Source organism: Cytobacillus firmus (assembly GCF_023715565.1).
GTDB lineage: Bacteria > Bacillota > Bacilli > Bacillales > Cytobacillaceae > Cytobacillus > Cytobacillus firmus_C.
The window spans coordinates 102,942-125,421 of the sequence record NZ_JAMBOJ010000003.1 but is presented as its reverse complement, the minus strand read 5'-3'; the positions used below and the strand labels follow the sequence as shown (position 1 = coordinate 125,421).

Here is a 22,480-nt window from a genome sequence, read left to right as displayed (position 1 = left end):
TTTGGGCATGAAAGGGGAAAATCCTCATGCAAGAAAGAGTATTGAAGATACTTGAGTTCAATAAAGTGAAGGAACAGCTGCTGGAACATGTTTCCTCGTCCCTGGGAAGAAAAAAAGCCTTAAATATTCTTCCTTCAACTGACTATGAAGAAGTAATCCGCAGGCAGGAAGAAACAGATGAAGCTGTAACAGTGCTTAGAATTAAAGGGAATGTACCGCTTGGCGGCATTTTTGACATACGACCTCATGTGAAGCGGGCGGTTATTGGCGGAATGCTTAGTCCCCAGGAACTTAACCAGATATCCAGCACAATTCATGCAAGCCGGCATATGAAACGGTTTATCGAGGAATTTGCCGAGGAAGAAAGCAGCCTGCCGATCCTATTGGGATATACAGATAAAATTATTGTTCTTGCGGATTTGGAAACATCTATCCGTAATGCGGTCGATGACAATGGGGAAGTACTTGACAGTGCGAGCGAGACTCTTCGTTCCCTCCGAAATCAGCTTCGTACAAAAGAATCACGCGTAAGGGAGCGGCTGGAGAGCATGATTCGGTCTTCCAGTGCACAAAAAATGCTTTCCGATGCGATTATAACAATCCGAAATGACCGGTTTGTCATACCGGTTAAGCAGGAATACCGGGGCCATTATGGCGGCATAATCCATGACCAAAGTTCTTCCGGCCAGACATTATTCATTGAGCCCGCGTCCATTGTCCAGCTGAACAATGAATTACAGGGCATCAGGGTAAAAGAACAGCAGGAGATTGAACGGATTCTAATAGTGCTATCAGGACAGACTGCTGAGAATAGCAGTGAACTGGAAACCATTGTAGATGTGCTCGGAGAAGTCGATTTTGCGTTTGCAAAGGCCAGATACAGTAAACGCATAAAAGCCTCCAAGCCAAAAATTAATAATCAGGGGGAAATTTCATTATTCAAAGCCCGGCATCCGCTTATACCGATTGAAGAAGTGGTGGCAAATGATATAAAACTCGGAGATGATTACTCAACAATAGTTATAACGGGACCTAATACCGGCGGGAAAACAGTTACCTTAAAAACTCTGGGGCTTTGCACATTGATGGCACAAGCCGGTCTGCAAATCCCGGCGCTTGATGGTTCTGAAACAGCGGTCTTCGGAAATGTTTATGCTGATATCGGAGATGAACAGTCAATTGAACAAAGCTTAAGTACCTTTTCTTCTCACATGGTGAATATCGTCGATATTCTTAACCAGGTTGATTTCAATAGTCTGGTTTTATTCGATGAGCTTGGTGCAGGCACAGATCCGCAGGAAGGTGCAGCTCTCGCGATTTCCATTCTTGATGAAGTATACAAGCGGGGTGCAAGAGTTATTGCCACAACTCATTACCCTGAACTGAAAGCTTATGGCTACAACAGAGAAGGAGTTATCAATGCCAGTGTAGAATTTGATATTGAAACGCTCAGCCCAACCTATAAGCTGCTGATTGGGGTTCCGGGCCGAAGCAATGCTTTTGAAATATCTAAACGGCTTGGGCTCAATGATCAAGTGATTGAGACAGCACGATCTTATATCGGAACAGATACAAATCAGGTTGAGCACATGATTGCTTCACTGGAGGAAAGCCGCAGACAGGCAGAGGCTGATATGGAAGAAGCCAATGACTTTTTAAAAAGCGCTGAAAAACTCCATAAAGATCTCCAAAAGCAAATGGCTGAATTTTATGAGCAAAAAGATGCTATGCATGAGAAGGCTGCAGAAAAAGCAGGCGATATCGTTGAGAAAGCCAAGGCTGAAGCAGAAGAGATTATCCGTGATTTAAGAAAGATGCGGATGGAGAAACATGCTGAGGTGAAGGAACACGAGCTGATAGAAGCAAAGAAACGCCTGTCCGATGCTGCTCCCCAGATGAACACAGCCAAAAATAAACTAAAGCCAAAGAATACTAAGCATGTATTTGAAGCAGGCGATGAGGTTAAAGTTCTGAGTTTTGGGCAAAAAGGACATCTGCTTGAAAAGGTGTCTGAAAATGAATGGCAGGTTCAGATTGGTATCCTGAAAATGAAAGTGGCCGAAAAGGATCTGGAGTATATTAAAAGCCCAAAACATGTGGAAACAAAGCCAGTGGCAACGGTGAAAGGAAGAGATTTTCACGTCAGCCTTGAGCTTGATTTACGCGGAGAGCGCTATGAAAACGCGCTCTTAAGAGTCGAGAAATATTTAGATGATGCCCTGCTGGCTGGATACCCCCGTGTTTCCATCATTCATGGTAAAGGGACCGGTGCATTGAGGCAGGGTGTTCAGGAATATCTGAGAAATCACAGATCTGTAAAGAAAATCAGGTTTGGTGAAGCTGGAGAAGGCGGTACAGGTGTTACAATCGTTGAATTCAAATAAGCTCCCTTTCCCCTTATGATTATTCAGAGGGGGAGGGGGTTTAATACCGGCGGGGAGAATGAAAATGAAAGAATTTTGGGAAAATGAGTTTATCCAGACAGCTGCTTATTACAGTGTTGTCATTTTGTGTATGATCGTTTTTTTAGCCGTTTTTGAATTAGTCACCAAGTATCGCAATTGGGAAGAAATAAAAAACGGGAATCTTGCTGTTGCGATGGCGACCGGCGGGAAAATTTTTGGGATTGCCAATATCTTCAGGCACTCCATCATGCATAATGATGACTTGCTGACAATGATTACCTGGGGTGTTTTTGGCTTCTTTCTTTTGCTAATAGGCTATTTCATATTTGAATTTTTAACACCAAGGTTTAGAATAGACGAAGAAATTGAGAATGATAACAAAGCTGTCGGCTTTATTTCCATGGTGCTGTCAATCGGTTTGTCTTATGTCATTGGTGCAGGTTTATTATAAGGAGAGAATTAAAATTGGAAAAGTTAGCAAAGGTTCTGCTGGTTCTTAGCGGAGTATTTGTTCTTATTGGGGCCATTTATATATTTTTCATTGCATAATATTTTTGTGAAATAGGGAAAAGAGGAAATCGCCAATTCAAATGGCGATTTTTTTTTACTTTAATCATTAGAAGAATATTACAGGTTGAGTGGACAGCCTATGTGAAAATTTCTTCCTGAGTGCAAGGTCTTATTCTAATTGTCATAGATTCAGCATTATATTATAATAAGAAAGAACAGTTAGAATGTTCAAAAAGTTCAGAAGGAGTTCATCGCTTTTCTGAAACTTTAGCAAGAATGAAGGAGGGACAAAATGGCAGAAGCAAAACCATGGCTAAAGCAGTATCCGGAAGAAATCCCCTCAACTTTGTCATATCCAAAACAGCCGGTACAGGATTATTTGAAAAATGCTGCAGAAGAATTTCCGGAAAAAATAGCAATCCACTTTATGGGGAAGGAATTCACATATAAATATCTATACGAATCTTCCCTGAAGCTCGCTGCATATTTGCAGAGTCTTGGAATTGAAAAGGGAGACCGGGTAGCGATCATGCTTCCGAATACTCCTCAGTCCGTTATCAGCTATTATGGAATTCTGATGGCTGGCGGGATTGTTGTCCAGACAAATCCGCTGTACATGGAACGTGAATTGGAATACCAAATGAAAGATTCAGGAGCAAAAGCGATCATTACAATGGATATCTTATTTCCCAGAGTGACCAAAGTGATGCCGCATACAGAATTAAAGCATATAATTGTAACGGCAATCAAAGATGCGCTTCCATTCCCAAAAAATTTAATATATCCTTTTATCCAGAAAAAACAATATGGAATCGTTGTTAATGTAAAACATGAAGGTCATAATCATTTGCTGACAGAAATATTAAAAAGACCGGCAGAGCCTCTTAGAATCCATAAATTTGATTTTAAAGAAGATTTGGCCTTATTGCAGTACACAGGCGGCACGACCGGTTTTCCTAAGGGTGTTATGCTATCTCACAGCAACCTTGTATCCAATACAGCGATGTGCAAGGCCTGGCTTTATAAGTGCAGGCGCGGTGAGGAGACGGTGCTTGGCATACTTCCATTCTTTCACGTGTATGGAATGACAACAGTCATGATTTTATCTGTAATGGATGCGCATAAAATGGTCCTCCTTCCTAAGTTTGATCCTGAAACTACCCTGAAAACCATTCATAAACAAAGGCCGACCTTATTTCCTGGAGCACCTACTATTTACATTGGGTTATTGAACCATCCGGATATAAAAAAATATGATCTATCTTCTATAGACTCCTGCATCAGCGGATCTGCAGCCCTGCCGGTTGAAGTCCAGCAGAAATTTGAAGAAATAACAGGTGGCAAGCTTGTAGAGGGCTACGGTCTGACTGAATCATCACCTGTTACTCATGCGAACTTCTTATGGGACCGCCCCCGTGTTAAAGGAAGTATAGGTGTCCCATGGCCTGATACAGATGCAGCAATTTTCTCACTGGAGACGGGAGAAGCACTTCCGGCAGGAGAAGTTGGCGAAATTGCGGTTAAAGGACCTCAGGTAATGAAAGGCTATTGGAACCGACCCGAAGAAACGGAACAAAGCTTAAGAGATGGCTGGCTGCTTACAGGTGACCTTGGCTATATGGATGAGATGGGATATTTCTATGTAGTAGACAGGAAAAAGGATATGATTATTGCAGGAGGATTTAATATTTACCCGCGTGAGATAGAAGAGGTCCTATATGAGCATCCAGCAGTACAGGAAGTGGTTGCTGCCGGAATACCGGATCCGTATCGAGGAGAAACAGTAAAAGCATATATTGTGCTGAAGGAGGGAAAAGAGGCAACGGAAGGTGAACTGGATCAGTTTGCAAGAAAGCATCTGGCAGCTTATAAGGTTCCAAGGCTATATGAGTTCCGCAGTGAGCTTCCTAAAACAGCAGTTGGAAAAATACTGAGAAGGGCGTTAGTGGATGAAGAAAAGAAGAAATTTAAAGAAGAAGAGGAAAAACGGGCTTAACTTCAGAGACCGATTTTCAATCGGCTCTTTATTTTTGAATCAATAAGCTTGTCCAGATATAAAGGAAATGTAATAATAAAATATATTTAAAGGGAAATTCTTGACACAAATGAATAGTCCTACTATTATAAAAATATGAATGATGATTCATTCATTTTAGTTTAAAAACAATAAACCAAGTTGACTGGCTGATCCCGGCAGCAGGAAAGGAATTTTCCCGCACTGCTGCCTGTTAGAAATCAATGCCCCGTTTATCGCAGTCTAACGGGCAGTAAGACCCCCACTTCAAGAATCAGAGGAATCAAAGGAGATAAGTGGGGGCAAACTGCCCGTAAAGGCCCGATTGGTTCAACTAACAATCACTGGGGGGGAAGGAAAACCCCCACTGATTGAAGTTTCACTTTATTCTGAAAGGAGGGATCTACATGAAAAAAACAAAGCCTAAATACCGGCAGATTATTGATGCGGCTGTAGTCGTAATTGCTGAAAATGGCTATCACCAGGCTCAGGTATCAAAGATTGCCAAACAGGCTGGTGTCGCTGATGGCACGATCTACTTATATTTTAAAAACAAAGAAGATATATTAATATCCCTCTTTCAGGATAAAATGGGCTACTTTGTCGAGAAAATTGAGGAAAAAATAGCAGGAAAAGAGAAAGCTGCAGAGAAACTATTAGTGATGGTAGAATCGCACTTTAGAATGCTCTCGGAAGACAAGCACCTGGCAATTGTAACCCAGCTCGAGCTGAGGCAGTCCAATAAAGACCTTCGCCACAAAATTAATGAGGTGCTCAAAGGCTACCTCACTTTAGTGGAACGAATTCTTGATGACGGCAGGGAGAGCGGTGAGTTTTCAGCAGACCTGGATATCAGGCTGACGCGTCAGATGATTTTTGGCACCATGGACGAAACCGTGACCACCTGGGTAATGAATGAGCAAAAATATGATCTTACCGCATTGGCAGTACCTGTTCATAAACTTTTAATCAATGGGTGCGGAAAACCATGAAAATGATAAAGTGCTAAATAATTATAGTAGGAGGGATACGATGGAATACCTTAAATGGTCCCATAGCGACTTCGTAGCGAAGATTACAATTGAACGTCCGCCTGCGAATGCTCTTTCATCAGGTGTATTGAAAGAGCTTTCTGCAGTGCTGGATGAAGTTGAAGATAATAATGAAGTTAGAGTTATTCTAATTCACGGAGAAGGCAGATTCTTTTCAGCTGGAGCTGATATAAAAGAATTTACAACTATTGAAAGCGGAGAGGATTTTTCAAGCTTAGCGACCTATGGACAGGATCTCTTTGAGCGGATGGAAAAGTTCCCTAAGCCAATTATAGCAGCCATTCATGGGGCAGCCCTTGGCGGCGGCCTGGAGCTTGCGATGGGCTGTCACTTCCGTCTTGTAGCTGAAAACGCAAAGCTTGGCCTACCGGAGCTTCAGTTAGGATTGATTCCCGGTTTTGCTGGAACTCAGCGGCTTCCCCGCTATGTAGGAACTGCTCGTGCAGCTGAAATGCTATTCACAAGCGACCCTATCACTGGGCTTGAAGCAGTTCAATACGGTTTAGCTAACCATGCCTTCCCTGAGGAGCAGCTCTTGGAAAATGCCTATAAAATGGCAAAGAAAATCGCCAAGAAGAGCCCAGGCTCCATCAAGGCGGCTATTGAGCTATTAAACTTCGGAAAAACCGATCAATTCTACGAGGGTGTAAAGAAAGAAGCGGAATTGTTTGGAAAAGTATTTATATCTGAAGATGGGAAGGAAGGCATATCTGCATTTATTAATAAGCGGGAGCCAAACTTCACCGGAAAATAGCAGTTAAAAGAATTGAGCTGAAAGATTACATTCATCCTAATAATCTATTATAATAGACATGTAAGCGTTTGATTTAATCTTCAGAAGATTCATTGGTTAAATTATGGTCTGTGAGCGAGCGCCCGCTCAATTTTAAACTAAGCGGGCAGTTCGAAACAGGTGACCAATCTGTACGCGTTAAATATTTTCAATCTTTAGAAGTGAAGAAATGTTTTAATTAATGGCTTTGTTCTATGACAAGGCTTAATTACTAGGAGGGAAATCATGAACATCTACGTATTAATGAAGAGAACATTTGATACTGAAGAAAAAATTACAATCTCCGGCGGTAAAATCAATGAAGATGGCGCTGAATTTATCATTAATCCCTATGATGAATATGCAATTGAAGAAGCAATCCAGGTTCGTGATGCGAATGGCGGAGAAGTAACAGTTGTTTCTGTGGGAACAGAAGAAGCTGAAAAGCAACTCCGTACGGCACTTGCGATGGGTGCTGATAAAGCTGTTTTAATCAATACAGAAGATGACGTTGAGAATGGGGATCAGTTCACAACGGCAAAAATATTATCCGAATTCCTGAAAGACAAAGATGCTGACTTAATCATTGCTGGGAATGTAGCAATCGATGGGGGTTCCGGACAGGTTGGACCGCGTGTAGCAGAGATTTTAGGCATTTCTTATGTAACAACTATCACTAAGCTTGATATTAATGGCAGTTCTGCCACAGTAGTGCGTGATGTTGAGGGAGATTCAGAAGTAATTGAAACATCTCTTCCATTATTGGTCACTGCCCAGCAGGGTCTGAATGAGCCACGCTATCCATCCTTGCCAGGAATTATGAAGGCGAAAAAGAAGCCTCTTGATGAGCTTGAGCTTGACGATCTTGATCTTGATGAGGACGATGTTGAAGCTAAGACAAAGACAATTGAAATCTATATGCCGCCTAAAAAAGAAGCAGGTAAAGTTCTTGAAGGCGAATTGGAAGATCAAGTTAAGGAACTGGTGAAACTTCTTCATACTGAAGCTAAAGTTGTCTGATCATCAATTACTGATTAATAATAACGCAGGGGGTAAAACATATGGCTAGAAAAGTATTAGTGTTAGGTGAAGTCCGTGACGGTTCATTGCGCAATGTATCCTTCGAAGCTGTTGCAGCTGGTAAGACTGCATCTGAAGGCGGAGAAGTTGTAGGAGTTTTAATTGGTGATTCTGTAAGCGCTTTAGCGAGTGAGATGATTCACTATGGTGCTGACCGTGTTGTAACTGTTGAAGATGAGAAGCTGAAGCAATATACGCCAGATGGTTTTTCACAGGCTTTAATGGCTGTGATTGATTCTGAAAGTCCGGACGGCCTTATTTTTGGACATACAGCAATGGGGAAAGATCTTGCTCCTAAAATTGCTGCCAAGCTTGAGTCTGGTTTAATCTCTGACGTAACAAGCCTTGAAGAAGCAGGCGGCAATCTGGTCTTCACACGCCCGATTTATTCAGGAAAAGCTTTTGAAAAGAAGATTGTGACAGATGGTCTCCTTTTTGCCACAATCCGTCCAAATAACATAGCTCCTTTGGAGAAAGATGAATCAAGATCAGGAGATGTTGCTTCTGTTGCTGCAGAGATCAAGGATCTTCGCACAATCATTAAGGAAGTTGTCCGCAAAGCGAGTGAGGGCGTTGACTTATCCGAAGCTAAGGTTATTATTGCCGGCGGCCGCGGTGTTAAGAGCGAGGAAGGCTTTGAGCCATTAAAAGAGCTTGCTTCTGTTTTAAATGGAGCTGTAGGTGCCTCACGGGGAGCTTGTGATGCTGATTATTGCGACTATTCACTGCAAATTGGACAGACGGGTAAAGTGGTAACACCTGATCTGTATATTGCATGTGGTATCTCAGGAGCTATTCAGCACTTAGCCGGGATGTCCAACTCCAAAGTAATCGTCGCGATCAACAAAGATCCGGAAGCCAATATTTTTAAGGTAGCTGATTACGGTATTGTCGGAGATCTGTTTGAGGTTGTTCCTCTGTTAACAGAAGAGTTCAAAAAGCTTAAAGTAAACGCATAAAGTACAAATGGGCGGCAGATTGCCGCCCATTATACATAAAGCTCATAAGAAAGAAAGAGAATAATCTGCTTTACATAGGGTAAATTACGATCGAGCAGATTATTCGCAACATCGTATAAACGATGATATACTGTCGTTAGTATTTGAGTTAAATTTTAGGAGGCATAACAAATGGCTATTACACACGCAACTGACCAAAATTTCACTGCTGAAACTGGTTCGGGATTAGTATTGGCAGATTTCTGGGCTCCATGGTGCGGCCCTTGTAAAATGATCGCTCCTGTATTAGAAGAACTTGATTCTGAAATGGGCGATAAAGTCAAAATCGTAAAAGTCGATGTTGACGAAAACCAGGAAACAGCTGGCAAGTTTGGCGTAATGAGCATCCCGACTTTGATCGTATTAAAAGACGGTGAAGTAGTGGATAAAGCGGTTGGCTTCCAGCCGAAAGAAGCTCTTGCTGAATTACTTTCAAAGCATGCTTAATCTATAAGAAATTTCCCGGTGTCCATGCGGACATCGGGATTTTTTTATCGCAGTCTAACGGGAAGTAAGCCCCCCGCTTCAAGACTCAGCAAACTGTCCAATCTAGCTGCGGCTCCCAGGGGATCGTCTTATGCTTGTCACCCCAAGACAAGTTGCTTCGCTTAATAATGTAAAGGCCCGAAAAGAAGTACAAAGACTAAGATCGCCACGTCCTGTGGGCCTCAACTAACAATCAGTGGGGGAAAAAGAAAACCCCACTGATTGAAGTTTCACTTTATCATGTGTGTTTAGCAGTTATGCTGCAAGTTTACCAGCTGATATAATGAGATGGGAATGATAGTGCTTTTATCTTGCAGACTAATCTTCACGAGGAGATTGCATACTAGGTGATTATAAAAATTAAGATAAATGTTAAATAAAATTTTTCGTATAGAGCCTTATTAGAAAATATTTAATCGGGGAGGTGGAGTGCCATGAATGAGACGATAAAAAATAAACTGGTGCTGTTACCTGCGCAGCCAGGCTGTTATTTAATGAAGGACAGGCAGGGGACCATTATCTATGTGGGGAAAGCCAAAATTCTCAGAAATCGGGTCAGATCTTATTTTACAGGGTCACATGACGGAAAAACATTAAGACTTGTTAATGAGATCGTGGACTTTGAGTACATCGTCACATCTTCAGATATGGAAGCATTGGTCCTTGAGTTGAATCTGATCAAGAAATATGATCCAAAATATAATGTAATGCTGAAGGACGATAAAAGCTACCCATTTATCAAATTGACGGCCGAACGCCATCCCCGTCTAATTACAACAAGAAAAGTAAAAAAAGATAAGGGAAAATACTTTGGCCCATATCCAAATGTGCAGGCTGCCAATGAAACAAAAAAGCTGCTCGACCGTATTTACCCTCTTCGGAAATGTTCAACTCTTCCGGACAGAGTTTGCCTTTATTATCACTTAGGCCAATGCCTTGCACCGTGCGTAAAGGAAGTAAGTGAAGAACAATATAAGCAAATGACAGATGAAATTGCGAGATTCTTAAACGGCGGATACAAAGAGATTAAAAAAGACCTAACTGCAAAAATGACTGCCGCAGCCGAAGAATTGGACTTTGAACGAGCAACAGAGCTAAGAGATAAAATTGCCCATATAGATGCAACTATGGAAAAGCAAAAGATGACGATGACAGACTTTACAGATCGGGATGTATTTGGCTATGCAGTTGATAAAGGGTGGATGTGTGTCCAGGTCTTCTTCATCAGGCAGGGCAAGCTCATCGAACGGGATGTATCGATGTTTCCGATTTATAATGAGCCGGAAGAAGAAATTTTAACGTTTCTCGGCCAGTTTTATACTAAAGCAAATCACTTTAAACCCCGTGAAATATTGGCACCCGATTCCGTTGATACAGTCATGGCAGAACAGCTTCTTGATGTGAAAGTGCTAAAGCCGCAGCGCGGGCAAAAAAAGGACCTGGTGAAGCTTGCTTATAAAAATGCAAAAATTGCTCTCCAGGAGAAGTTCTCTTTAATAGAACGTGATGAAGAAAGGACTATTAAAGCTGTTGAAAATCTGGGTGATCAGCTTGGAATTTATACTCCTCACCGGATTGAAGCGTTTGATAATTCAAATATCCAAGGGACGGACCCTGTTTCTGCCATGATCGTCTTCATTGATGGCAAACCGGAGAAAAGAGAGTATCGAAAATATAAAATAAAGTCCGTCAAAGGTCCTGATGATTATGAATCGATGAGAGAAGTCGTCCGCCGCAGATATACAAGAGTACTGAAAGAAGGATTGCCGCTTCCTGACTTAATCTTGATTGATGGAGGAAAAGGGCATGTTGAAGCTGTACGGGATGTGCTTGAAAATGAGCTTGGTCTGGATATTCCAATTTCAGGCCTGGTGAAGGATGAGAAGCATAGAACTTCACAGCTTTTATATGGTAATCCGCTTCAGATTATTCCGCTTGCAAGGAACAGCCAGGAATTCTATTTGCTGCAGAGAATTCAGGATGAAGTTCATCGCTTTGCGATTACTTTTCACCGTCAGCTTCGCGGGAAAAGTGCCTTTCAGTCTATTCTGGATGAAATTCCGGGTATAGGTGAAAAGCGAAAGAAACAGCTGCTAAAGGCCTTTGGATCTGTTAAGAAAATGAAAGAGGCACCAATTGAGGAGTTTAGAAAACTAGGCATTCCTTCAAATGTTGCTGAGGAGTTAAAGCAGAAACTTGAGGAACAAAATGGAAACTCCAAGTCTTAAACGGATATAGACAGAAAAAATCAGACATGTTATACTAATTGAAACTTTATATCAATATCACTTTATAGCGATAAAGCGCATGTCCATATAGTTAAACTGAACTATCGGACATAATCGTTAAGTGAAGGTAGAGGTGCGAACTTCATCAGTAAAAGCTTGGAGAAGAATGAGCTTCCATGAAAAGCTTTGAAAGGGTATGTTCGCCGAAGTGGGGAAAATCTCATCATTTTTTCTGCTGGTTCTGCATTGAATAAATGCAGGATTGTCAGGACATTGCCGTCCTGGAGAGCTATCTCACTGTGTTTGCTCACTTATACATTTTGGCTGCACAGCAATGGGATAGTTAAACTATTCCATTGCTTTTTTTATTGCCCAAAAGGGGTATTTTTAGATTTAAGGCCATTGTCAAATACAGACGAGTGGAATATCTTGCTTCATTTACAAAGGACGGCAAATCATAAAATTACGAGTTCTTTAGAAAGAAGGGAAAGCTGTGGGAATCATAGTTCAGAAATTCGGAGGCACCTCCGTGGGGACTGTCGACAGAATACAAAATGTCGCTAATCGTGTAATTGAGGAAAAAAACCGTGGGAACGATGTTGTTGTTGTTGTTTCGGCAATGGGCAAAACGACTGATCAGTTGGTTGGCATGGCAAGGGAGATTTCCCCATCGCCAGATAAAAGGGAAATGGATATGCTGCTTACAACCGGCGAACAGGTGACCATCTCTTTATTAGCAATGGCATTAAATGCAAAAGGACATCCCGCCGTTTCTTTTACAGGGTGGCAGGCAGGTATTAAAACAGAAGCAGTCCATGGAAATGCGAGGATAGTCAATATTGATCCAGGTACCATTCAGAGGGAATTAAATCAGGGGAAAATTGTGGTTGCAGCAGGTTTCCAAGGGGTAACAGAAGATGGTTCCATCACCACACTTGGCCGCGGCGGGTCTGATACAACAGCTGTTGCACTGGCTGCAGCCCTTAAGGCTGATAAATGTGATATTTATACTGATGTTACCGGTGTATTTACAACCGACCCACGCTTTATAAAGAATGCCAGAAAGTTACATTCTGTGTCCTATGATGAAATGCTTGAGCTGGCCAATTTGGGGGCTGGAGTGCTCCATCCGAGAGCAGTTGAATTCGCTAAAAACTTTGGACTTCCGCTTGAAGTGCGTTCAAGCCTAGAAAAGGAAGCCGGAACAATCATTGAGGAGGAAGTAAAAATGGAACAAAATTTAGTGGTGCGCGGTGTAGCTTTTGAAGATGACATAACAAGAGTAACAATCATTGGTCTTCCTAATTCACTGACTGGGCTGTCTACTATTTTCTCGTCGCTCGCCAAAAACCACATTAATGTCGATATCATTATTCAGAGTATGACAGAAGCCCAAACTACTAACCTGTCATTTTCAATCAAGAATGAAGACCTGACAGATACAGTGAAAGTTTTGGAAAAGAATAGAGATCAATTAAATTATGACCGCATTGAGTGGGAATCCGGGCTTGCAAAGGTTTCAATCGTCGGTTCAGGTATGATTTCAAATCCGGGGGTGGCTGCAGAAATGTTCGAAGTGCTTTCAGCGAATGAAATTCAAGTAAAAATGGTAAGTACGTCAGAAATTAAAGTATCAGCGGTAGTGGAAAACAGTAAAATGATTGATGCTGTTGACGCTTTACATGAGGCATTCAAGCTGTCTGTTTCTGCGGTTAAGGCTTAATTCGAAGCTGTAAACGATAAGCTATCATAAGTTGATAGCTTATCGTTTGTACATATTAAATGTTATTCAGCAGGGTCTTTTTTATCCCACTTCACCGTAATAAGGATTTTGCCGTTTTTTTTCCGGGTATGTTCGAATGCCTCACAAATAACTTCTTTTTGAAATTCAATCTGCTGGGCTATAAAACCGGCCTCAAGCTGAAAGGTGCAGTTATTGTTCTTTTTGCACCGGTCTTCAATCAGTTGACTTGATAATTCCATTTCAATTTCATGTTTTGATTCGTTTACGACGGAAATGTTTCCCCAGCCGGCGTTTATAAAAAACTCGGCAATCTGGCCGGCTGTTTCAAGAGGATACATGCGTGCGATCCTTTTTCCGGCCCAATATAAAATTTCCGGTGCCTCATTTCCTAAAAGGTCATGCAAAAGAACTTCCCGGATTAGTTCATAGCCAAATATCGGAACTGTCTGTATGTGATCTTCATTAGTGGATTTCGCAGATGCTAATTCGCTCAATAGTCTCCCCTCTTTCTATGATTCTATTATATACAATATGCAGTGGGAGTTAATATCAATTCGGGGAAAAATAGAACGATTTGCATAGAAATAATTACTATTTCAGTATATTGCAGACCGGCAATTAGGTCATATTGAACCGCAGAATAATTTATGTTTTTTCCGGCTTTAATATTTTTTAAAAATTTTATTAATAGGGAACATTTTATGTATCCGTTTTCTTGACGCTCTATTATCTTGGGAGTAAAATGGACATGTCACATAATTGTAAGAAAATGAATAACATTTTCGAGATGATGTCCTGAGCGGGGGCTCAGCATCATTTTTTAAAAATCAGGGGGGGAAAGTTTATGGCAGGTAATCGTGAGTTTTTTAATCGCAGATTGCATTCATTGCTTGGCGTAATACCAGTTGGATTGTTTTTGATGCAGCACCTTGTAGTGAACCATTTTGCAACAGGGGGAGAGGAATCTTTTAATAATGCAGCGCATTTTATGGAAAGTCTTCCATTTAGAATATTCCTTGAAACGTTTGTAATCTATTTACCTTTGCTGTTCCACGCAATCTATGGCCTTTATATTGCTTTTACTGCGAAAAATAACACAAGTAAATATGGATATTTCCGCAACTGGATGTTTATGCTTCAGCGTGTTTCAGGTGTTATTACGCTCGTTTTTGTTGCATGGCATGTTTGGGAAACACGTGTACAGGCTGCCTTTGGAGCAGAAGTTAACTTTCAGATGATGGAGAACATCCTGTCGAATCCATTTATGTTCTGGTTCTATATTTTTGGTGTCATTTCAGCAATTTTCCACTTTGCTAATGGGCTTTGGTCATTTCTTGTCAGCTGGGGATTTACAGTATCTCCTCGTTCACAAGTTATTTCCACTTACGTAACCATCGGAATTTTCATCGCACTATCTATTGTTGGCGTACGTGCTCTTACAGCATTTATTTAATAGACATGAAAGATTATTAGATTTGATCGGATAAAAAGGAATTGGGCAGCTGCCCGGCTCCGCATTATTGAAAGCGCAAAGGCAAAATCAGCATTTTTGCAGAATAAACGCCATCGGAAGGCCTCAAGGGTACCGGTAAGCGGTTGCTGGCGCTTTTCATACAAGTATTAAGGGAGTGAGTCACAATGGGTAAAGGAAAAGTTATAGTTGTCGGCGGCGGACTAGCCGGTTTGATGGCGACAATTAAAGTAGCAGAATCTGGGACTCCGGTTGAATTATTTTCTCTGGTACCGGTTAAACGTTCTCACTCTGTTTGTGCCCAGGGCGGCATCAACGGAGCGGTAAATACAAAAGGGGAAGGCGATTCTCCTTGGATTCATTTTGACGATACAATTTATGGTGGGGACTTCCTTGCAAACCAGCCGCCTGTAAAAGCAATGGCTGAGGCTGCACCTGGTATCATTCATTTATTTGACCGTATGGGTGTTATGTTTAACCGTACACCCGAAGGTCTGCTGGACTTCCGCCGATTTGGTGGAACACAGCATCACCGTACTGCGTTTGCCGGTGCTACAACTGGACAGCAGCTTCTTTATGCAATGGACGAGCAGGTCCGCCGCCATGAAGTGGCAGGATTAGTGACAAAGTATGAGGGATGGGAATTCCTGGGAGTTGTCATTGATGATGATGGAGCTTGTAAGGGTGTCGTTGCCCAGAACCTGACTACTATGGAAATTAAGTCTTTTGCTGCAGATGCCGTTATTATGGCATCCGGCGGACCGGGAATTATTTTCGGAAAATCCACTAACTCTGTCATAAACACAGGCTCAGCGGCTTCAATTGTTTATCAGCAGGGCGCTTATTACGCAAATGGAGAATTTATTCAGATTCATCCAACCGCCATCCCTGGTGATGATAAGCTTCGCCTAATGAGTGAATCTGCACGCGGTGAGGGCGGACGAGTATGGACATATAAAGATGGCAAACCTTGGTACTTCCTTGAGGAGAAATATCCGGCTTACGGAAACCTGGTGCCTCGTGATATTGCAACACGTGAAATTTTTGACGTTTGTGTTAACCAGAAGCTTGGCATTAATGGCGAGAACATGGTATATCTTGATCTTTCCCATAAAGATCCAAAAGAGCTTGATATAAAGCTTGGCGGAATCATTGAAATCTATGAGAAATTCCAAGGTGAAGATCCTCGTAAAGTGCCAATGAAAATCTTCCCTGCTGTCCACTATTCAATGGGCGGATTATGGGTTGACTATGATCAGATGACAAATATTCCTGGCTTGTTTGCAGCCGGTGAATGTGATTATTCACAGCATGGTGCAAACCGTCTTGGTGCCAACTCACTGCTATCTGCCATTTATGGCGGTATGGTAGCTGGCCCGAATGCAGTCAAGTATATCAGCGGATTGGATAAGAGTGCAGAAGACCTGCCATCATCACTATTTGACCGCCATGTAAAACAGGAAGAAGAAAAATGGAATAATATCATGTCTCTTGATGGCACAGAGAATGCCTATGTCCTTCATAAAGAGCTTGGTGAGTGGATGACAGACAATGTAACGGTTGTCCGCCATAATGACAGGCTGTTGAAAACAGATGAAAAAATTGTTGAACTTATGGAGCGCTATAAAAACATTAATATTAATGATACTGCGAAGTGGAGCAATCAGGGTGCAAGCTTTACGCGTCAGCTGCAAAATATGCTTCAACTGGCACGTGTTATTACAATTGGTGCCTATAATCGTAATGAAAGCCGCGGTGCACACTATAAGCCGGACTTCCCTGAACGCAATGATGAAGAATTCATGAAAACAACAATGGCGAAGTTTGTTGATGCAAATTCCGCACCTGCATTCCATTACGAAGAAATTGATGTAAGCTTAATTCCACCTCGTAAGCGTGATTATTCAAAAAAGAAAGGGGAGAACTAAAACATGCAAGAAACAAAAACTAAAACAGTCCGTTTTGTAATCAGCCGCCAGGATACTCCTGATTCAGCCCCTTATCAGGAAGAGTTTGAAATTGATTACCGTCCGAACATGAACGTTATTTCAGCCCTTATGGAGATTCGCCGTAATCCGGTTAACGTGAAGGGTGAAGATACTACTCCAATCACATGGGATATGAACTGCCTTGAAGAAGTCTGCGGTGCTTGTTCCATGATTATTAATGGAAAGCCTCGCCAATCATGTACGGCACTTGTAGATCAGCTAGAACAGCCGATCCGTCTTGAGCCAATGCGCACGTTCCCGGTGGTCCGTGACCTGCAGGTCGACAGAAGCCGTATGTTTGATTCCCTGAAAAAAGTTAAAGCATGGATTCCAATCGATGGCACGTATGATTTGGGACCTGGACCGCGTATGCCTGAGAGAAAGCGCCAATGGGCATATGAGCTTTCAAAGTGCATGACTTGCGGTGTTTGCCTGGAAGCATGTCCGAATGTTAACAGCAAATCTGACTTTATTGGACCGGCTCCTTTATCACAGGTTCGCTTGTTTAATGCTCACCCAACTGGTGAAATGAATAAAGCAGAACGTCTGGAGCAAATCATGGGTGATGGCGGACTTGCCAATTGCGGGAACTCTCAAAACTGCGTACAGTCCTGCCCGAAAGGCATTCCTTTAACAACATCCATTGCGGCACTAAACCGCGATACAACATTCCAGTCTTTCAAAAACTTCTTTGGAAGCGACCAGATCTAAAATTGATAAAACCCCTTTCCTTTCGGAGAGGGGTTTTAGTCTATATTTGCATAGTCTTTTATTTAGGTTTTTTTCATAGTTTAGTTTAATTTGCTGAGATGTTTTCCCTGTGGGCACTTGATCCTCTAAAATTCTAACGCATTTACTTCGTGCGGTGTTGTTTCGAGCTAGTTTATTCAATGTCCTGCGGGAGGAGAGGAAGTGTGAGACCCCGCAAGCGAAGCAGAGGAGGCTCGCATCTCTCCCGCGGGTTTGCTGCTTGCCTGCAGCGTAAATCAACGGACAGAATTCATAAACCAAAGAACAACAATCTAAAAAAATCCTTTATTTTACATGATGAAAGGTTTTCAAACAATTCAAAAAAACACTATAATAAAATAAAACGAGTGAATGGTCATTCATAAATAACCGGGAGGAACCAGCATGAAAAAATTGAGCTATATTGACGATTTTAAAAAATGGGAAGAAGAATTCGTTTTCTTTCATCCAGTAAAAGTCAGATTTTCTGAAACTGATATGTTTGGACATTTGAACAATACCATCCCATTTACATACTATGAAGAAGCAAGGATAGAATTTTTCAAAAGCAAGGGCCTCATGCAGGACTGGGTAAAGCATGATAGTGGAACCATACCAGTCGTAGCAGACCTCCAATGCGATTTTATCAGCCAGGTTTTCTTTGATGAAGAGATACAAATATACGTAAAAGCTGCTTCAATAGGGAATTCTTCTGTTGATCTTCATTATATGGGCAGGAAATCAGACGGTTCAGTTTGCTTCACCGGCAGAGGGACGATGGTGCAGATATCAAAGGTGACGGGCAAGGGTGTGCCTTGGACCGAAAATATGAAAGAAATGCTGAAAAGCGGGGTTAAAGTCCAAGCCTAGCGGCACAATGGCACATTTCCTGAAAATAACTTTCTCCTTTCACTAAATATAGTCACTTCGGCTGTTTTGCTGACATATGATATGGTGACTAAATATATACCCATCCCGCGGTTCATAGCTGGCGAAAGGCAAGGAGGGTTACAATACTTGAAGGAGAATGAATATACTCACAAGCCGTTACTCACCAAACGAGAAAGAGAAGTATTCGAATTGTTAGTACAAGATAAAACAACAAGGGAAATCGCTGGTGAATTGTTTATAAGTGAAAAAACGGTTCGGAACCACATTTCTAATGCCATGCAAAAGCTTGGTGTAAAGGGGCGATCACAAGCTGTTGTAGAGCTCCTTCGAATGGGAGAGCTAGAACTTTAATTTAGACCGGCTATCCTTCTGGGAGGCCGGTTATCACATTTATATAGGTAATATTTCATTATTGGATTTATTTCTGTCTTGAAATTTATCCGGAAAAAGGTGAAAATAAATGCACAAGGGCAGAAAACATCGTAAAAGCTTAAATGGGAGTGTTTATGAATGAAGCTGGAAGATCCTAAAACAAATGAAATAAATGATGTTGTAGCTGATATTGAAAAAGATTTGAGGTACATATCCGGCATTATTAAGCAAAAAGGAAGGGAAATTCTAAGTGACTTTACTATTACCCCTCCTCAGTTTGTGGCATTGCAATGGCTGTTTGAAGAAGGCGATATGACCATTGGCGAGCTGTCAAACAAAATGTATCTTGCTTGCAGCACGACAACCGATCTTGTTGACCGAATGGAGAAAAACAGCCTAGTTAAAAGAGTGAAAGACCCAAATGACCGAAGAGTAGTCCGGATTCATCTGCTTGATGAAGGAGAACGGATTATTGAAGAAGTTATTAAAAAACGCCAGGATTACCTAAAAGAGGTCCTTAAAAATTCTTCACATAATGAGGTCTTGTTCTTAAAAGATAACTTAATGAAATTACACCATGATATGCGCGGAGAATGAGGCGGTATTTTTGAAACAACCTATAGGAATAATTGACTCCGGAGTGGGGGGCTTAACTGTTGCAAAAGAAATCATGAGGCAGCTGCCAAATGAAGATATTGTATACCTCGGAGATACAGCACGATGCCCTTACGGCCCGCGGCCTGGTGAAGAAGTGAAATCCTTTACCTGGAAAATGACGGAGTTCCTGCTTAAAGAAAACATTAAAATGCTTGTTATAGCCTGTAATACAGCTACTGCTGTCGCACTGGAGGAAATACGCAGGGAACTGCCGATACCGGTTATCGGTGTCATTTTCCCAGGCGCAAGAACTGCAATTAAAGTGACAGAAAATCATATAATTGGTGTCATTGGCACAGAGGGCACCATCAAAAGCAAGGCATATGAAAATGCGCTGATCCAGATAAACAGCAGGTCTGTCGTGCATAGTCTGGCTTGCCCAAAATTCGTTCCTCTAGTAGAGAGCGGGGAGTACGAAGGATCAGTTGCCAAAAAAATAGTGGCTGAGACGCTTCAGTTTTTAAAAGGAAAAGGAATGGATACTCTCATTCTTGGATGTACCCATTATCCTTTATTAGAACCGATTATTAAAAATGTAATGGGTAAAAAAGTAAAGGTCATCAGCTCAGGTGAGGAAACAGCAAGGGAAGCCAGTACCATTCTGCACCACCATGGACTGCTTAAAGTTGTGGATGAAAATCCGGAATATAAATTCTGTACAACTGGTTCCACGGCCATTTTTTCTAAAATAGCCTCAAAGTGGCTTGGGTTCTCTGTAAATGATGTTGAAAAAATTTCGTTTTAATAACTGCAGACACCTTCTGAACCTTTTCGGAAGGTGTTTTTTAAATATTTTGGCATGTACTTTTAGATTACTTTTTAAAAAAGCTTTGGTATCATGAAGTTGAAAGAAAAACTATACTTAATTGAGTTGGTGGTCAATTTGCTGGCACAAGCCGAAAACTATTTAAAGAAATATTTTGGATATACTTCTTTCCGCCCCGGCCAACAGGAAATTATTCAAAATATCCTCTCACAAACCAATACTCTTGGAATTCTTCCAACCGGAGGCGGAAAGTCAATCTGCTTTCAAATACCCGCTCTTGTACTCCCCGGAACGGCCATTGTGATTTCTCCCTTAATTTCCCTGATGAAAGATCAAGTGGATGCCCTTAGCGCTGCGGGCATACCGGCGGCTTATATAAACAGCACGCTGTCTTCTGCAGAGTATCAGCACATTGTGGCTGGAATACGCAATGAAGAATATAAGCTCGTGTATGTAGCGCCGGAACGATTTGGTTCCATGGCCTTTTTGCAATTGTTAAACGATATTTCAATCAATGCGATCGTCTTTGATGAAGCCCATTGCATATCACAGTGGGGGCATGATTTCCGCCCGAGCTATCGTTCCGTTGTTTCAGAGCTTAGCAATCTGCACCAGAAACCTGTAATCGCTGCTTTGACTGCAACAGCAACACAGGATGTTGCAGAGGACATCCGCAGACTTCTAAACATCGCCGGGGAAAATACGTTTATAACTGGTTTCGCAAGGGACAACCTCTCCTTTCAGGTAGTGAAAGGTGTTAACAAAAGAGATTTTCTATTGCAGACCATAAACAAACATAAAAGCGAAGCGGGAATCATTTATACTTCAAGCCGCAGGGAGACAGACCAACTGTACCAGTTCTTAAAAGACAAGAACTGCTCAGTTGCTAAATACCATGCGGGCTTAAAGGAAGAAGAACGAAAAAAAGCACAGGATGCCTTCGTATATGACGAATCAAATATTATGGTCGCAACAAATGCTTTTGGAATGGGGATTGATAAATCCAATGTCAGATATGTGATCCACTATAATCTTCCGCGGAACATTGAAGCTTATTATCAGGAAGCGGGAAGGGCAGGAAGAGATGGAGAGGATAGCATATGTTATTTGCTGTTTGCTCCTCAGGATATCCAGCTGCAGAAATTTTTGATTGAGGAGAGCAGTCTGGATCCGCAGAAAATGGAGCAGGAATACAGCAAGCTAAAGGATATGGTTAATTACTGCCACACAGAGAAATGCCTTCAATCCTATATCATTGATTATTTTGATGAGACTGGCGAACCTATCCTCTGCGGCAAATGCAGCAACTGTCTGGATGAACGGACAAGCATCGATATTACTCAGGAAGCTTTAATGATTTTTTCGTGCATTAAGCGGATGGAAGAAAGATTTGGCGTTACTTTGACTGCACAGGTGTTGAAAGGATCAAATAATAAAAGAATCCGCGAGCTTAATTTTAATAAACTTTCCACATTTGGGCTGATGAAAAACCGCAAAGAAAAAGAGATTGCCGAGATGATCAACTATCTGCTGGCTGAGGATTATCTGGTTTTAACAGATGGAAAATATCCGACCGTAAGGCTGTCAGCAAATGCAATTCCTGTCTTAAAAGGACAGAAAAAACTATCTATGAAAATTAGTGTCCCTGTATCTGTTCAGGAAGAAGATGAAAATATCGAACTTTTTGAGATCCTGAGGAAGCTGAGGAAAAAGATTGCAGATGAAGAAAATGTTCCTCCCTTTGTTGTATTTGCCGATACCGCATTAAAAGAAATGTGCCGTTATTTTCCCGTGAGCAAAGACATGATGTTAAATATTAAAGGTGTAGGGCAAATGAAATTTGATAAGTATGGGGAATATTTTATTCAGGCAATCAAAGAATTTGCTGAAGAACATAATATTCGCCCTATGCCTGCAGCGGATACGCCTTCAATGTCAGATGAAATACAAGATGACCGTCCAAGCTACCAGATTTCCTTTGATTATTATAAGAATGGAAATACTATAACGGAAATAGCCAAAAAGCGAAACTTTTCCCCTATAACGATTCAGGAGCATATTTTCCGCTCGATCAAAGAAGGGAATGCGATTGACTGGTCAGATATTTTCAATGAAATGGAAGAAAAGCTTATTTTACAGGCAGCTGAAAAAACTGGAAGGGATATGCTTAAGCCGATTAAAGAAGAACTTCCGGATGAAATAGATTATTTTAAAATCAAAGCTGTCCTGGTAAAAGACGAACTGCAGAAGCAATATTGAAGCTCCTTATTGGGGCTTTTTTTCTATGTTTTATGGCAGTCGAATATTAGATTGTCCA

General features: G+C 41.5%; 19 protein-coding genes and 1 riboswitch. Of the genes, 18 read left to right on the top strand and 1 reads right to left on the bottom strand.

Going from position 1 to position 22,480, the window contains the following annotated elements; genetic code table 11:
- The first annotated feature begins 26 nt into the window (after nt 1–26).
- From M3205_RS02100 to M3205_RS02055, 10 genes are all read left to right on the top strand, one after another.
- On the top strand, nt 27–2,384 hold the full coding sequence (locus M3205_RS02100) for an endonuclease MutS2 (RefSeq protein ID WP_251168410.1): 2,358 nt from the start codon (nt 27–29) through the stop codon (nt 2,382–2,384).
- 64 nt (nt 2,385–2,448) lie between these two features.
- Nucleotides 2,449–2,856, top strand: coding sequence for a DUF350 domain-containing protein (locus M3205_RS02095; RefSeq protein ID WP_251168409.1), 408 nt, complete (start codon nt 2,449–2,451; stop codon nt 2,854–2,856).
- Between the two features lie 351 nt (nt 2,857–3,207).
- Complete coding sequence (locus tag M3205_RS02090; protein ID WP_251168408.1) at nt 3,208–4,911, top strand: long-chain-fatty-acid--CoA ligase; 1,704 nt, start codon at nt 3,208–3,210, stop codon at nt 4,909–4,911.
- 425 nt (nt 4,912–5,336) lie between these two features.
- On the top strand, nt 5,337–5,921 hold the full coding sequence (locus M3205_RS02085) for a TetR/AcrR family transcriptional regulator (RefSeq protein ID WP_251168407.1): 585 nt from the start codon (nt 5,337–5,339) through the stop codon (nt 5,919–5,921).
- Between the two features lie 40 nt (nt 5,922–5,961).
- Nucleotides 5,962–6,735 (top strand): enoyl-CoA hydratase, encoded by a 774-nt coding sequence (locus M3205_RS02080; protein WP_251168406.1) that lies wholly within the window; start codon nt 5,962–5,964, stop codon nt 6,733–6,735.
- Between the two features lie 264 nt (nt 6,736–6,999).
- Nucleotides 7,000–7,773 (top strand): electron transfer flavoprotein subunit beta/FixA family protein, encoded by a 774-nt coding sequence (locus M3205_RS02075; protein ID WP_251168405.1) that lies wholly within the window; start codon nt 7,000–7,002, stop codon nt 7,771–7,773.
- A gap of 41 nt (nt 7,774–7,814) precedes the next feature.
- Entirely contained in the window at nt 7,815–8,792 is a 978-nt protein-coding gene (locus M3205_RS02070; RefSeq protein ID WP_251168404.1) for an electron transfer flavoprotein subunit alpha/FixB family protein, read from the top strand.
- Nucleotides 8,793–8,963: 171 nt separating this feature from the next.
- Entirely contained in the window at nt 8,964–9,278 is a 315-nt protein-coding gene (trxA, locus tag M3205_RS02065; protein ID WP_251168403.1) for a thioredoxin, read from the top strand.
- 473 nt (nt 9,279–9,751) lie between these two features.
- Nucleotides 9,752–11,545: an excinuclease ABC subunit UvrC gene (gene uvrC, locus M3205_RS02060; protein WP_251168402.1), complete on the top strand. Its 1,794-nt coding sequence runs from the start codon at nt 9,752–9,754 to the stop codon at nt 11,543–11,545.
- Between the two features lie 120 nt (nt 11,546–11,665).
- Nucleotides 11,666–11,845, top strand: a riboswitch (Lysine riboswitch).
- 193 nt (nt 11,846–12,038) lie between these two features.
- Nucleotides 12,039–13,268, top strand: a complete 1,230-nt coding sequence (locus M3205_RS02055) for an aspartate kinase (RefSeq protein WP_251168401.1) — start codon at nt 12,039–12,041, stop codon at nt 13,266–13,268.
- A gap of 62 nt (nt 13,269–13,330) precedes the next feature.
- Here M3205_RS02055 and M3205_RS02050 read toward each other — a convergent pair whose 3' ends face one another.
- On the bottom strand, nt 13,331–13,783 hold the full coding sequence (locus tag M3205_RS02050; protein WP_251168400.1) for a YslB family protein: 453 nt from the start codon (nt 13,781–13,783) through the stop codon (nt 13,331–13,333).
- Nucleotides 13,784–14,133: 350 nt separating this feature from the next.
- Between M3205_RS02050 and M3205_RS02045 the strand changes: the two genes are divergently transcribed.
- From M3205_RS02045 to recQ, 8 genes are all read left to right on the top strand, one after another.
- A complete protein-coding gene (locus tag M3205_RS02045) occupies nt 14,134–14,742 on the top strand; it encodes a succinate dehydrogenase cytochrome b558 subunit (protein ID WP_251168399.1) in 609 nt (202 codons plus the stop codon).
- 185 nt (nt 14,743–14,927) lie between these two features.
- Nucleotides 14,928–16,688 (top strand): succinate dehydrogenase flavoprotein subunit, encoded by a 1,761-nt coding sequence (gene sdhA / locus M3205_RS02040; protein WP_251168398.1) that lies wholly within the window; start codon nt 14,928–14,930, stop codon nt 16,686–16,688.
- 3 nt (nt 16,689–16,691) lie between these two features.
- Nucleotides 16,692–17,459, top strand: a complete 768-nt coding sequence (sdhB, locus tag M3205_RS02035; protein ID WP_251168397.1) for a succinate dehydrogenase iron-sulfur subunit — start codon at nt 16,692–16,694, stop codon at nt 17,457–17,459.
- A gap of 423 nt (nt 17,460–17,882) precedes the next feature.
- Nucleotides 17,883–18,347 (top strand): acyl-CoA thioesterase, encoded by a 465-nt coding sequence (locus tag M3205_RS02030; protein WP_251168396.1) that lies wholly within the window; start codon nt 17,883–17,885, stop codon nt 18,345–18,347.
- Nucleotides 18,348–18,494: 147 nt separating this feature from the next.
- A complete protein-coding gene (locus M3205_RS02025; RefSeq protein WP_009333184.1) occupies nt 18,495–18,719 on the top strand; it encodes a helix-turn-helix domain-containing protein in 225 nt (74 codons plus the stop codon).
- 159 nt (nt 18,720–18,878) lie between these two features.
- Complete coding sequence (locus tag M3205_RS02020; protein WP_035330244.1) at nt 18,879–19,337, top strand: MarR family winged helix-turn-helix transcriptional regulator; 459 nt, start codon at nt 18,879–18,881, stop codon at nt 19,335–19,337.
- Between the two features lie 10 nt (nt 19,338–19,347).
- Entirely contained in the window at nt 19,348–20,142 is a 795-nt protein-coding gene (gene racE, locus M3205_RS02015; protein WP_285885944.1) for a glutamate racemase, read from the top strand.
- 93 nt (nt 20,143–20,235) lie between these two features.
- The gene (recQ, locus tag M3205_RS02010) at nt 20,236–22,422 is read left to right on the top strand and encodes a DNA helicase RecQ (RefSeq protein WP_251168394.1); all 2,187 of its coding nucleotides are present in this window, start codon (nt 20,236–20,238) and stop codon (nt 22,420–22,422) included.
- Nucleotides 22,423–22,480 lie beyond the last annotated feature (58 nt).